The organism is Vulgatibacter sp. (assembly GCF_041687135.1).
Lineage (GTDB): Bacteria > Myxococcota > Myxococcia > Myxococcales > Vulgatibacteraceae > JAWLCN01.
Genome location: NZ_JAWLCN010000001.1, coordinates 545,592 through 558,982 on the forward strand (window position 1 = coordinate 545,592; position 13,391 = coordinate 558,982).

The following is a 13,391-nucleotide window of genomic DNA, read 5'->3' on the forward strand; positions in this document are numbered from 1 at the left end:
CAACTCCCTCGCAGGGGCGCCACCGGCGGGGCCCGGTGCGCCGCGCATCGTCACCGCGCCGCGCAGACGTCGGCCCCTGCGTGCCGCACCGAAACGCCCGCCTGCGCCGCCTTGCACACGCTCTCGTAGACCACGCCGTCGCAGCCGCACACCGGCCAGGGATCGCCGTCGGTGCAGAAGAGCGGCCGCGGGCTGCAGACACCGGGCCCCCCGCAGTCGACGCGCTCGCAGTAGCCGTCGGGAAAACAATCGTCGTCGGCGGCGCAGGGGCGCGATGAGTCGCAGCGTGCTGCGGCCGCGTCGGGATCGAGCTCGTGGGCGGTGGTGCCCCACGCGGTGTCGGCGCTCGTCTCGTACCAGAGTCCGTTGCAGCCGCAGACGCGCCCGTCCTCGTCGGGCAGCCAGCCCCGCGCGTCGACGCAGGTGCCGGAAGTGAAGCCGCAGGCGGGCCCGCTCGGCTGGCACACGCCGCCGTCGCAGACGGTGGGAACGGTGCAGACCCAGCCCGGCGAGCAATCCCAGCGCCCCCTGCAGCTGCCGGTGTTGGCGGGCAGCTCGCCGAAGGATCCGAAGACGGCGCTGTCGCGGTAGAGCCAGCCGATCTGCGGATCGGCCGCGCGGACGGCGCGATCGAGGAGCACGCTGTAGATGGTGCCGAGCGGCTGCGGGGCGGTGTGCAGGACCACCTGCTCCGAGCTGGCGCCGGGGGAGACGTCGAGGATCTCCAGCGCCGGCGCGAAGTGGATCGTCTCGGGGCCGAAGGTGGCGAGGTCCGGGACGCGGTTGAAGTCGAGGAGGACTGCGTCCGGCGCCGTCGCCTCCACGCGCTGCAGCAGCCAGGGCAGGAGCAGGGGGAAGGGCACCGGTGTGCCGGTGCCGGCGGAGGTGTTGAGGGCGAGGAGGTGATCGCCCGGCGGCACCTCCTCGCGATCGAGGGCGAATTCGAGGGTGGTCGGCGAGAGGTACGCGGGCCGCACCGGATGGTCGCCGATCCACATCCGGATCTCCGGCGTGAAGCCGCTCCCCTCGATGCGGTGGAACGACTCGATGCCCCAGGTGGCGAAGGGGGGATCGATCGTGGTGATCGCCGGGGGCGAGGGGAGGACGGTGAAGACCGGACCCTCGCCGCGGAGCACCACGCCGTCCCGCACGATCCAGACCGAGACGGGGCCGGTGCGGGCCCCAGCGGGTACGTGGACGAGGAGGCTGGCGCCGTCGTCGCTCGCTTCCTCCGCCCGTGCTGCGGCGCCGCGGAAGCGGACCTCGTTCACCGCCGCGAGGGGCGAGAAATGCTCGCCGGTGATGCGCACGGCGGTTCCGACGATCCCTTCGGCGGGCTCGAGCGCCAGCACCTCCGGGTTCACGAATCGCTCGTCGCCCCCGGCGCCGCCGCTTCCCCCGGCCCCTGCGGCGCCGCCCCCAGCGCCGCCGCCGCCACCGAAACCGCCGCTTCCGCCAGCGCCCGCGGCGCCGCCAGCACCACCTGCGCCCCCGGCACCGCCGCTCCCCTCGACGGAACGGTCGGTCGAGCCGGCACAGCCGGCAAGGAGCGCAAGGAGCGCGAGGAGCGCGAGGAGGAGGGCGAGGCGGGGCATCCCCCGAGGATCTCCGCTTCCGAGCAGCCGGGTCAACGGCCCGGCGATCGGCCTGCCCCGGACGCACCCGCGGTGCCATCGAGGCGCGCGGGAACCAGCGCCCGCGCCAGCGGCGCCAATGCCTCGTGGAAGCCGAAGCGCTCGTTCTCCTCCTGCGAGTGGAGGTCCCGCGGCTCCCGCAGGCGGACCACCACCAGCTTCTTCGCGGGCAGGACGAGCAGGTGCTGTCCCTGCCAGCCGTTGGCGCGGATCCCGTCGGGCTCGAGCCACCAGAGCAGGCCGTAGCGGGGCTGGGCCTGGCTGGGCCGCTGCAGCTCCGCGAGGAAGGCGGCGGAGAGGAGCTGCTTGCCCTGCCAGGTGCCTCCGTCGAGAAGGAGCTGACCAACGGTGGCGAGATCCTCGGCGGCGAGGGCGAGGCCGCCGCTCACGTCGGGCAACCCGACCGCATCCGTGCGCCAATGCCAGCGCGTGATCCCGAGGGGGGCGAAGAGCTCGTCGCCGACGAAGCGATCGAGCGGCTTTCCCGCAAGCTGGCGCACCACCTCCGCGACCAGCTGCACCGTGACGCCGTCGTAGCGGAACGAGGTGCCGGGCGCCGCGACCAGCGGGGCAGCGAGGGCGGTGGCCACGGCGCTCGGGTAGCGCACCTCGGGTGGGCCGAGGCCGCTGCTGTGGGTGAGCACGTGCCGCAGCGTGATCGCACTTCGTCCGTCGTGCGCCCACGTGGGAAAGAAGCGGTGCATCGGCACGTCCAGTGAATCGAGCGCGCCTATCGTGAGCAGCCTCCCCACGGCGAGCGCCGCGACGCTCTTGGTGACCGACTGGGTCCCCACCAGCCGCGGCCTCTCGTCGAACCAGCGCCGCACCGCCTCGCGCCCACCCTGCCGGACCACGATCGCGGTGCTCTGGGTCGCAGCCGCCTCGGCGACGAGGCGTTCGAGGGCGGCGGCGACCAAGGGCGGCTGCGCCGGCTGGGCGCTGGTGCAACCGCCGAGGAGGAGGAGCACGGCGAGGAGGGGAAGGCGCATTCCCCTCCATTAGCATCCCCGCCCCGGGGCTGGGGGAGCCCGGGGCGTGGTTGGCCGGCAGGCGGGCGCGGAGTCGGTTGTCGTGTCGCCGTCTGTCGGATAGCGTTCGGCGCCTACGAGGTCATCGATGAAGCGGTTCGCGGTCGCCCTGGCGTCCCTGCTGGCGGTGTGGTCCCTCCCCGGCCACGCAGCCCCAGCCGATGCTGCAGCACTTCCCAACGCCGATGCGCTCTCGCTGGTCGCGCCGGCCCGCGCGGTGAACCTCGCCGCGCTCCCTGCAGGCGAGCGCGTCCTCCACGAGGAGCGGCGGCTCGGGCTACCCACCTTCGTGTGGGCGGCGTTCGCGCCGCAGCAGCCGGCGGCGTCGGGCAGCTGGGAGCAGGAGGCGTTCGCCCAGGTCCAGCGCCACGCGAGCCTCTATCGCCTCGACGACGGCGACCTCGCCGGCCTGCGCCTCCGCAGCCTCCACGACACGGGGCGCGGGGCAGTGGTGGTCTCCTTCGGCCGCGACGTCGACGAGATCCCGATCTTCCGTGACCAGCTCCGCGTCGTCTTCGATCGCAAGGGCAGACTGGTGGCGCTCTCCGGATACGTTTCGCCGGAGGAGCCGGTCCACACGGGCTTCGATCTCGATCCCACCGCCGCCCTCGCCATCGCCGCCGCGGATCTCGGCAGCCCCAGCGCCGCCACCGACTTCCGCGCCGCTGGCACCGACGAGGCGGGCTTCGCCCTCTTCGAGGCACCGGGCCTCGATCGCGAGGCACGGATCCGCCCGGTCTGGTTCCACCTGCCCGGTGGGCTCCTCCCTGCCTGGCACCTCGAGCTGGAGATCGGCCCCGCCCACCACGCCTGGGTGATCGACGCCGTCGAGGGCGCCGTCCTCTACCGGCGCAACCTGGTGCAGTCGCACGCCTACCGGGTCTGGGCGGATCCTTCCGCAGGCAACCTGCCCTTCGACGGACCGCAGGGGAGCGCGGGCTCGCCCCATCCCACCGCGCAGCCCGACGGCTTCCAGGCGAGCCCGACCGCGCCGGCGCGGATCGATCTGCTCCACGGCCCGATCTCCACCGGCGATCCCTGGCTGCCCACCGATGCGGTGGCGACCACCGGCAACAACGTCGACGCCTACGCCGACTTCGATCCGCCGGACGGCAAGGGCCCGGACGACCTCCGCCCCTCCACCACCAGCGCCGGCGTCTTCGACCGCATCTACGACGTGGAGCGCGATCCCGAGGCGAACGACGCGCAATCGATGGCGGCGGCGACCCACCTCTTCTACGTCTCCAACTGGCTCCACGACTGGTTCTACGACGCGGGCTTCGACGAGGCGGCGGGCAACGCCCAGGCCGACAACTACGGCCGCGGCGGCGCCGCCGGCGATCGCCTCCTCGCCGAAGCGCAGGACTGGAGCGGCTACAACAACGCCAGCATGGGCACGCCGGCGGACGGCGGCAGGCCGCGGATGCAGATGCACCGCTTCGCCGCCAACTTCCAGCGCTGGCTGCAGGTCACCGCGCCGGAGAGCGCCGCAGCCTACTACGGCGTGGGCCTCGCCGCCTTCGGTCCGCAGGTCTTCGACGTGAGCGGCCCGCTGGTGGTGATGGACGACGGCAACGGCGACACCACCGACGGCTGCGAGACGCCGACGGGCGATCTCACCGGCGCCATCGTCTACGTGGATCGCGGCATCTGTCCCTTCTCCGAGAAGGCCAGGCGCGTCGAGGACGCCGGCGGCATCGGCATCGTCATCGGAAACAACGAGGACGGCGGCGCCCCGGGGATGAGCGGCGAGGAGGAGTGGATCACCATCCCCGTCGTCTCGGTGAGCCAGAACGACGGCAACACCCTGCGCGGCAGCAGCGGCCTCACCGTGCGGCTCTTCCGCGAGAAGGCGATCGATCGCGACAGCGCCCTCGACACCAGCGTCGTGGCCCACGAGTTCACCCACATGGTGAGCAGCCGCCTCATCGGCGATGCAGCGGGCCTCGGCAACAACCAGGGCGGATCGATGGGCGAGGGCTGGAGCGATTTCGCCGCGCTCCTCTTCCTCGTGCGCGAGGAGGACGCGCAGGTGGCGAGCAACGCCGCGTTCGGCGGGACCTACGCCATCGGCACCTGGGTGAGCAGCGGTGGCGGCAACCGCGGCTACTACTACGGCATGCGCCGCTATCCCTACTCGGTGGATTTCGGCAAGAACCCGCTCACCTTCGGCCTGATCGAGAACGACGTGCAGCTCCCCTCCACCGCGCCCTACGCCTGGGGCCGGAGCGGCAGGTGGAACGCCGAGGTGCACCGCTCCGGCGAGGTGTGGGCGACGATGCTCTGGGAGTGCTACGTGGCGCTCCTTCGCGACGGCAGCCTCGCCTTCCCCGAGGCGCGGCAGCGGATGCTCGAACTCCTCGTCGCCAGCCTCAAGATCACTCCGAGCGATCCCACCTTCCTCGAGGCGCGCGACGCGATGCTCGCGGCTGCCTGGGCGAGCGATCCCGCCGAGTACGCGCTCTTCCTCGAGGCCTTCGCCCGCAGGGGCGCGGGCCTGCGGGCGGTGGCGCCGGAGCGCTGGTCCCACGACCACGCCGGCGTGGTGGAGAGCTTCGAGGCGGGCTACGACGTAGGCCTCGTCTCCGCGCGGATCGACGACGCGCAGGCGGGCTGCGATGCCGACGGCATCCTCGACGCGGGCGAGGCGGGGCAGCTCGTGCTCGTGCTCCGCAACGACGGCATCGGCGCCCTCGAGTCGGCAACCGTCACCGTGACCTCCCCGACCGCTGGCCTCCAGCTCGGCGGCACGGTGCAGCTGCCGGCGCTGCAGCCGCTGCAGACCACCGAGATCGCGGTGCCGATCTCCCTCGACACAGCGACCGAGGCGCTGCTCCTCGATCTCGAGATCGTGGTGGACGATCCCCGGCTCGAAGCGCCGCGCACCTTCGCCTGGGGGACCTGGGGCCACTTCGACGAGCGCCCCGCCGCGAGCAGCGAGGACTCGATGGAAGGCGCCCGCGACGTGTGGCGCACCGCCGGCGACGCATCCCTCGCGGACGCGCCGTGGCGCCGGATCTACGTGGCGGGGGCGGGCTGGCGCTGGCTCGGCCCCACCGTGGGGCTGCGCGCGGACCAGTCGCTGGTGACGCCGACGCTGCTGGCGAGCGACGAGGTGCCGCTGCGCCTCCACTTCCGCCATCGCTTCGCCTTCGAGGAGCGCGAGGGCGCCGCCGACGGCGCCGTGGTCGAGATCAGCACCGACGGGATGACCTGGGAGCCGGTGGCTGCCGGCTACAACGGCAGCCTCGACAACCGCAGCTCCAACCCGCTGGCGGGCAGGGAGGCCTTCGTCGGCAGGAGCGCGGGCTGGCCTGCGCTGGAAGAGGTGAGCGTCGACCTGGGCACGGCCTACGCCGGCGAGGCGGTGCGGATCCGCTTCCGTGTCGGGAGCGACGCGGCGATCGGCGGTCACGGCTGGGAGGTCGACGACGTCCGGCTCGAGGGGATCGCGAACCTTCCCTTCCCGGCGCCGACGCCCGAGAGCGGCAACTGCGAAAACAGCGCGCCGGTGGCGGTGATCGTCGCGCCGGCGGCGATCGACGAGCGCAACCAGACCCTGATCGAGGGCGGCGGCAGCTACGACGTCGATTGGGATCCGCTCACCTGGCGCTGGAGCCAACTCCAGGGCCCCGCGGTGACCTGGGTCGACATGACCAGCCCGGTCGCCCGCTTCTTCGCGCCCGAGGTGCTGGAGGACGAGCCGATCGTGCTGCAGCTCGAGGTGAGCGACGGCACGCTGGTCGACTCGACCACCGCGACGCTCATGGTGCGCCAGGTGAACCGCGTGCCGCAGGCGACGGTGGTTGCGCCCGCCGAGGTGGCGGTGGGCGAGGTCGCCGTGCTCGACGGCAGCGCCAGCGCCGACGCGGACGGCGATCCGATCACCTTCCGCTGGACCCAGGTGGCAGGCCGCCTGGTGGAGCTCGACGACGAGACGGCGCCGGCGCCCCGCTTCACCGCGCCGATGGTGCTGGGCTCTCTCCACTTCACCCTCGTGGTCTCCGACGGCGAGGCCGAGAGCGAGGCCGCCGACGTCGTCGTCGCGGTGGTGCCGGAGAACCGGCCGCCCACCGCGGTGGCGGGGCCTGCGATCACCGGTGACGAGCGCAGCCGCGTGCAGCTCGTCGAGGGGGGCGGCACCGATCCCGACGGCGACGAGCTCGGCTGGCAGTGGAGCCAGGTGTCGGGCACCGAGGCGCTGATCGAGGATCCGAGCGCGCAGGAGCCCTTCGTCCTGCTCCCCGACGTCGACGGAGACGAGGTCCTCGTCTTCGCCCTGGTGGCCACCGACGGCAGGCTCGAGAGCGAGCCCGCCCTCGTCGAGGTCCACGTCCGCGAGGTGAACCGGGCGCCGGTGGTGGTGACGCTGCCGCACCTCGACGCGGTCCTCGGCAGGGACGTGGTCATCGACGCCGCCGCCTCCGAGGATCCCGACGGGGAGCCGATCACCTTCGCCTTCCGGCAGCTCGAGGGGCCGCACGTGGATCTCGAGATCCTCGAGGGCGGGCGCGCCCGCTTTCGCGCTCCTTCGGATCCGGCGCTCCTCCTCTTCGAGGTGACGGCAAGCGATCCCCGCGGCGGCGTCGGCGCCGCCGACGTGAGCGTGCGGGTGGCCGAGACCCCGGTGAAGCCGAGCGGCTGCGGCTGCAGCGGCGCAGGGCCCTCCGCCGCCGTGCAGCTCGCAGGCTGGGCGGTGGTCGCAGCGGCGCTGCGCCGGAAGCGCCGGTAGCCCTCCGCACGGGGCGGGAGCCCGCCCCCTGCCACCGAGCTTTCGTCGCGTCGCTTCCGGGCCGTCGGCTCGCCGCCGCCGGCCCGTCACCGGCGCCGTGGATGCTCCTCTCCACCGAACGAGAGGAGAGGACCATGGCCCGCTACGAAGTGCGCTCGCTCCGGCAGGACGATTTCGCCAGGCTGATGCAGCTCGAAGAGGAAGTCTTCGGTGCGGACGGGGAGACCCTGCTCGGCCCCTATTACGTTCGCCTCTGCTGCGAGTTCTTCGCCGACACCTGCTTCGTCGCCCTCGATCGCGGCAGGCCCGTCGGTTACCTCCTCTGCTTCGTCCGCGATCGCGAAGCCTATTGCACCACCCTCGGTGTGCTGCCCGCCTACCAGGGCACCCGCGTCGTGCACCAGCTGCTCCAGGCCTTCGTCCGCTCCATCCTCGTGCGCGACGTCGACAGCTGCTGGTTCACGGTGAAGGCCGACAACGCGCCGGCACGGGCCCTCCACGCCACCCTCGGCGCCAAGGAAGTGGGCACCCGCCACGACTTCTACGGCGCAGGCGACGATCGGATCGTCTCGCGGATCGATCGCGAAGCATTCGACAGGCTGAAGAGCCGCTACGAGCGCCTCGGCTTCGTCGACGGCAGGAAGCAGCGCCCGCTGCAGGTGGAGGCGGCGTGAGGTCCGCCGCCGTCGATTGGGGCGGCGCCTTCCGCCTCGGCGGGACGCTCTCCCGTGCAGCCTTCCGCGTGCTGGAGGGGATCGGCAGCGCCCGCCTCGACGCCCACGACGCCGCGCCTGCCATCGCCCGGCGCAAGCGCGCCGCTGCCCTCCGCGCCGTGCTGGCGGAGCTCTGCAGGATCCACCGGATCGACACCGTGCTTCGCGGCAGGATCCCCGAGGCCCCTGCGGTGCTGGTGGCGAACCACTCGAGCTACCTCGACCCGATGGTCCTCGCCGGCCTCGTCCCCGCGGCGCCGATCGCCAAGCGCGAGGTCGCCGACTGGCCGGTGATCGGAAGCGGCGCCAGGAGCCTCGGCGTGCTCTTCGTCGACCGCTCGGATCCCTTCTCCGGCGCCGCCGTGCTCCGTGAGGCGCTCCGCTGCCTCGAGGCCGGCGTGCACGTGCTCTGCTTTCCCGAAGGGACAACCACCACCGGCGAAACGCTGCTTCCCTTCCACCGCGGCCTCTTCGGCGCCGCCCGCCTCGCCGGCGTTCCCATCGTCCCCATCGCCCTCGGCTACGAGGATCCGTCCCTCTGCTGGGTGGGCGACGACGACTTCCTGCCCCACTACCTGCGCACCACCGCGCGCCACCGCACCGGCGCCCACGTCTCGATCGGTGCGCCGATCGAGGCCCGTGCCTGCAGCACCGCCGAGGCGCTCGCGATCGAGGCCCACTGGCGGATCAACGATCTCCTCGCCGGCAGCTGCCGGTAGCCGAAGGGGAAGCGATGTCCCAGCAGCCAGCAGCCCACTACCTGCGCCACGGCCAGATCCCCTTCTTCCGCCTCCCCTGCGCCTCCTTCGCCGATCCTTCGGCCTACGCCGGCGCCGGCGCCGAGGCGGTGCTCCTCGGCGTGCCCTGGGACGGCGGCACCACCTACCAGCCCGGCGCGCGGCTCGCGCCCTGGGAGTTGCGCCGGGTGAGCGCGCTGGTGCAGCGCTTCCACCCGGTCCACGGCATCGACGTCTTCGGCACGATCGCCGCGCTCGACGGCGGCAACGTCGCGGTCTCGCCCTTCGACGCAGCGGCGATGCGGGAGCGGGTGGAGGCGGAGGTCGCCGCGGTGGTCGCCGCAGGCGCTGCGCCATTCGTCGTCGGAGGTGATCATTCGGTCGCGCTCCCGGCCCTGCGCGCGGCTGCGGCACGGCACGGCCCGCTGGCGGTGGTCCACGTCGACGCCCATTCCGACACCAGCACGGGCGATCTGTGGGGCGACGAGTTCCACCACGGCACGCCGCTGCGCCACGCGCTCGCCGAAGGGCTGGTGGCGGAGGGGCAGCTCCACCAGCTCGGCCTCCGCGGCGCCTGGGGCGGGGCGGACGACTTCGCCTTCGCCAGTGGCCACGGCGCGCGGATCTTTCCGATCGAGGCGATCGCCGAGCGCGGGATCGCCTTCGTGATGGCGGAGGTCCGCGAGCGGATCGGCGAGCGGCCGACCTGGCTCACCTTCGACGTCGACGGCATCGATCCGGCGTTTGCCCCGGGAACCGGCACCCCGGTCCCCGGCGGCCTCACCTCGCGGGAGGCGCTGCACCTGGTCCGCGGCCTCGCCGGCGTGCGGCTCGTGGGCATGGATCTCGTCGAGATCGCCCCGCCGCTCGATCACGCCGACATGACCTGCCACCTGGGCGCATCGCTCCTCTTCGAGGGTCTCGCGCTCCTCGCCTTGCGCAAGGCACGCGGTTAGTCGCCGACGACGAACGACGCGAGGTGCGCGGGGACCAGCGGCGTCACGCCGAGGGCCCGCACCTCGCGGGGGAAGTCGTGCACGCCGGTACCGGGCAGCGTGCGCAGCGGCAGGTCGAGGCCTCGGAAGAAGTCGTCGAAATGGCTGGCGACGAGGAGCCCCGGTCGCAGGGCGCCCGCGAGCCGCTCGAGATAGCCCGGCGTGAAGCGCCTGCCGGCGAGGCAGGCGAGGACCGCGTCGGCCCGCAGGCCCTGCAGCGCGCCGTCGACGATCCCCGCAGAGCCTGCGTGGTAGAGCGAGGCGCCTTGCGCCTCCACGTGGATCCCGAAGACGCCGCCGTCGACCCAACCCGCCGCCCGCATCGGCAGCCGGGGCGGCTCGTCCAGGCAGCCGGCGAAGAGCATCCGCCCGAAGGCCCACCTGCCGTGGACCGAGGGGACGAGGCGCACGTTGAAGGGGCCCAGCCGGAGGCGCGCGCCGTCCGGCGGCACCTCGCGGAGCTGCGCCTCCGGCACGCCTGCAGCGCGGGCAACCAGGCACAACGTGCGCGAGCCCACGAGGAGCGCGTCGTCGCGCCTGGCGATCGCCGGCGCGTCGAGGGCGTGGTCGTAGTGGGCGTGGCCGCAGATCACGTAGTCGACCCGTGGGATCCAGCGATCGATCGCCGCCCGATCCGGCTCCAGCGGCGCGAAGGCCACCCGGTGGAGCGCGCAGCGGGTGGCGAAGGGATCGAGGAGCAGCGTCCTGCCTTCCGCTTCGACGGCGAAGGCGGCGCAGCCGAGCCAGGTGATCCTCACCGCCGCTTCCAGCGCAGATGGGCCTCGGCGCTCTCGCCGCTGGCGGTGCGGTGGACGGTGAGATCGATGGGCCCCTGCGCGCCGTCGAGCGGCAACACCGCGCGGAACCTGCCGCCACCGAGGCCGTCCGCGGGGAGCCTGGCGAGGAGGCGGAAGTCGTCGGCGAAGGCGAGCAGCTCCACCGGCGCGTCGTCGCTTGCGGGCAGCCCGTCCTCCCAGGCGAAGGCGGCCTCCACGTGCAGCGTGCCGTCCCGCTCCGCAGCGGCGATGCGGCCCACCGGCACGTCCCTGCCGACGAGGGCGTCGTTCGACATCCCCGCGAGGCGCCGCGCCGCCTCGGCGGTGGCCTCCGCCACTTGCGCCAGCGCCTGCGCGTCCACCGTCTCCGGGAGATCGCCTTCGGTGTGGTAGTGCGGCGTGTCGCAGACGGTGCAGAGGGCGCCGAGCCCCGCCATGTAGTAGGGCCAGACGTCGGCGGGGATGTAGCCACCGAGGAGATCCGGCGCCGAGGCCATCGGCCCTGCCACCTCGTAGCAGGCGGCGAGGCCGCTCGCCTCCGCCGCCTCGTTGCACCCCAGCGCGGAGGTGACGGCCAGCGCCCGCATCATCGCCTCGCGGGAGGCGGGCATCTCCAGATCGATCAGGGCGCCGGGCCCCCTGCCGCGGTGGCGCACCCGGTGCCAGGCGCCGAGGAGGCCGAGCTCCTCGCCGTCGAAGGCGACGAGCTCCACCGGGGAGCGCGGGCCCTTGCGGATCAGGTGCTCGGCGACGGCGATCAGGCCGGCGCAGCCGCTGGCGTTGTCCACCGCGCCGGGGCCCCACGCGTCGTAGTGGGCGCCGACCTCGATGCCGCGCCGCGAGCCCGGGCCCTCCACCGTCGCCACCAGGTTGCGGCCGGTGGCTTCTGCGTGGAGCGCGTCGACGAAGAGCTCGAGTCGGAGCGTGCCGCCCGCAGCCCGCTCGAGGAGCCGCTCGCCGGTCTCGTTTCCCACCGCGATGCAGGGAATGGGGCCGGGGCCCTCCCAGGCCTCGCGGACGGAGCCGTCCTGGATCCGGTCGTCGGGTGCGGTGCAGACGAGCACCATCGCCGCTGCGCCTGCATCCACGCAGGCGCGGTATTGCGCCTGCCGGTGGCGGAGCAGGTCGCGGCGCACCAGCACGATCGCGCCCTGCACCTCGGGGCGATCGGCCAGATCGTCCTCGCCGATCCCGCCGTCGAGAGCGGTGGCGGCGACCGCGCCGGCGCCGGCATAGGCGAGGGGCAGGTGCCGCAGCTGCCTGCCGTCGAGGAGCAGCGCCGACGAGGCGACGCTGCAGCGGAGGAAGCGGAAGCTCTCCTCGCGGACCGCGAGGCCGAGGCGGCGGAACGCACGTTCGAGCTCGCCTGCTGCGGCGGCGCTCCCGGGAGAGCCGCAGGAGCGATCGCCGACGGCGACGAGCCGCTCGATGTGGTGGACGAGGCCAGCGGGATCCGTTGCCTTCACGCAGCGCTCCTTGCACGGATTGCGCTTCCACCATCCTCCCGCCAGGTGGCGAACGGATGGCTGCGCTGCGCGGCAGGAGGCCGCTCCCGGTGGGGAAGCGGTCGGCAGTGGACTTCAGCCGCCGATCACCTCGACCGAGATGCTCTCCTCGTTGGCGCCGTCGAGGACCACCCGCAGGCAGCTGCGCCCCGAGCCTGCACCCCAGAGCACGAAGGCGGGGGCGTTCTCCACCGGATCGTCGTCGTCGTCCTCGTAGGCCTCGTAGCCCTCGTGCCAGTGGCGATCCTCGAGAGCCGGCGCCACGCCGACGATCGAGGGATCGCAGGGCCAGAGCTCCACCTTCGGCGGATCCTCCATCGGATCGTCGCCGTCCATCGCCACCGCCTTCACCGCCAGCGCGCTGCCCTCGTAGAGCTGGACGTGGCGGCGGGTCGCCGAGAAGGAGCGGGGCGGCTGGGTGAGCCGGTCGAAGCGCAGGTGGGTGTATTCCTCGCCGCACGCTGCGGTGGCGAGGGGCAGGAAGAGCAGAAGCAGGGAACGTTTCACGGGCCCACCTCCACGTGCACGGGGATCTCGCGCACCGCATCGCCGGCGCGGACGAAGAGGGTGGCGCTGCCGGCGGCCAGCGGCTCGAGATGCGCCACGTTGTCGCCGAGGGCCGCCTCGACCGCGACGATCCCCGCCGGCTCCACCGAGAAGCCCCACGGCGCCGAGCCGGCGAGCACGTCGCCGTCCGCTGCGACGGGGTAGCCGAAGAGGCCGATCCGTTCCCCGGCGCCGATCACCACCTGCGCGAGCGGCTCGATCGCCCAGGGATCGGCGGTGAGCTGCTGCGAAGGCGCCGTGCCCTGGAGCTGTCCCGCCTCGGCGCGCACCAGCTCGATCGAGTCGATCGCCTCGCCGTCGAGGTGGAAGAAATCGCGGACGACGCCGACGTGATCGACCGCCAGCACCGCCGCCGGCCCCTGGCGGAGGAAGGCGAAGCGGCCGCGGGAGAACGCGAGGCGGCCGGGGGCAGCCGATTCGACGTAGCTGCTCCCGAGGGCCGTGTCGTCGTAGTCGACGGCGAAGGGGGCGCCGATGGCGAGGCGCGGCTTGTTGCCGTAATGCCAGGGGGACTCGCACCAGGCGTCGGTGTTGCCGGCGCAGCGGTAGGCGAATGCGCCGTTGCCGAGCTCACCGGGGGAGCTGCCCTCGAGGCCGCAGGCGGCGGTGCCCGCGGCGAGGAGAAGGAGCGGTAGCGATCGCGAATGTTTCATGGACCCTCCGGGCACCGGTGTTTTGCAACCGGCATGCCTTGCGCAAGGTCC

10 protein-coding genes are annotated in these 13,391 nt (G+C 73.3%); 4 read left to right on the forward strand and 6 right to left on the reverse strand.

Annotated features, from left to right (window positions below):
* Nucleotides 1–50: 50 nt before the first annotated feature.
* Nucleotides 51–1,595, reverse strand: a complete 1,545-nt coding sequence (locus ACESMR_RS02560) for an IPT/TIG domain-containing protein (RefSeq protein ID WP_373044797.1) — start codon at nt 1,593–1,595, stop codon at nt 51–53.
* A gap of 32 nt (nt 1,596–1,627) precedes the next feature.
* Nucleotides 1,628–2,623 carry a serine hydrolase domain-containing protein gene (locus tag ACESMR_RS02565; protein ID WP_373044798.1) on the reverse strand — a complete coding sequence of 332 codons (996 nt, stop codon included), beginning with the start codon at nt 2,621–2,623 and terminating at the stop codon, nt 1,628–1,630.
* A 127-nt stretch (nt 2,624–2,750) separates the two neighbouring features.
* On the opposite strand from ACESMR_RS02565, the gene ACESMR_RS02570 reads away from it, so the two are divergent.
* The 4 genes from ACESMR_RS02570 (at nt 2,751) to speB (ending at nt 9,800) form a co-directional block, all read left to right on the forward strand.
* A complete protein-coding gene (locus ACESMR_RS02570) occupies nt 2,751–7,394 on the forward strand; it encodes a myxosortase-dependent M36 family metallopeptidase (protein WP_373044799.1) in 4,644 nt (1,547 codons plus the stop codon).
* Nucleotides 7,395–7,528: 134 nt separating this feature from the next.
* Nucleotides 7,529–8,068, forward strand: a complete 540-nt coding sequence (locus ACESMR_RS02575; protein WP_373044800.1) for a GNAT family N-acetyltransferase — start codon at nt 7,529–7,531, stop codon at nt 8,066–8,068.
* Nucleotides 8,065–8,826, forward strand: a complete 762-nt coding sequence (locus ACESMR_RS02580; protein WP_373044802.1) for a lysophospholipid acyltransferase family protein — start codon at nt 8,065–8,067, stop codon at nt 8,824–8,826. Before ACESMR_RS02575 ends, ACESMR_RS02580 begins: the two co-directional genes overlap by 4 nt.
* A 14-nt stretch (nt 8,827–8,840) precedes the next feature.
* Entirely contained in the window at nt 8,841–9,800 is a 960-nt protein-coding gene (gene speB / locus ACESMR_RS02585; protein ID WP_373044803.1) for an agmatinase, read from the forward strand.
* On the opposite strand, the gene ACESMR_RS02590 is transcribed toward speB, so the two are convergent.
* The 4 genes from ACESMR_RS02590 to ACESMR_RS02605 all read right to left on the reverse strand — a co-directional run bounded on the left by ACESMR_RS02590 (nt 9,797) and on the right by ACESMR_RS02605 (nt 13,340).
* Nucleotides 9,797–10,597, reverse strand: coding sequence for an MBL fold metallo-hydrolase (locus ACESMR_RS02590; protein WP_373044805.1), 801 nt, complete (start codon nt 10,595–10,597; stop codon nt 9,797–9,799). The two genes, speB and ACESMR_RS02590, sit on opposite strands and share 4 nt — an antisense overlap.
* The gene (locus ACESMR_RS02595) at nt 10,594–12,081 is read right to left on the reverse strand and encodes a M28 family peptidase (RefSeq protein WP_373044806.1); all 1,488 of its coding nucleotides are present in this window, start codon (nt 12,079–12,081) and stop codon (nt 10,594–10,596) included. The genes ACESMR_RS02590 and ACESMR_RS02595 overlap by 4 nt, the downstream gene beginning before the upstream one ends.
* A 114-nt stretch (nt 12,082–12,195) precedes the next feature.
* On the reverse strand, nt 12,196–12,627 hold the full coding sequence (locus ACESMR_RS02600) for a hypothetical protein (RefSeq protein ID WP_373044807.1): 432 nt from the start codon (nt 12,625–12,627) through the stop codon (nt 12,196–12,198).
* Entirely contained in the window at nt 12,624–13,340 is a 717-nt protein-coding gene (locus tag ACESMR_RS02605) for a hypothetical protein (protein WP_373044809.1), read from the reverse strand. Before ACESMR_RS02605 ends, ACESMR_RS02600 begins: the two co-directional genes overlap by 4 nt.
* Nucleotides 13,341–13,391 lie beyond the last annotated feature (51 nt).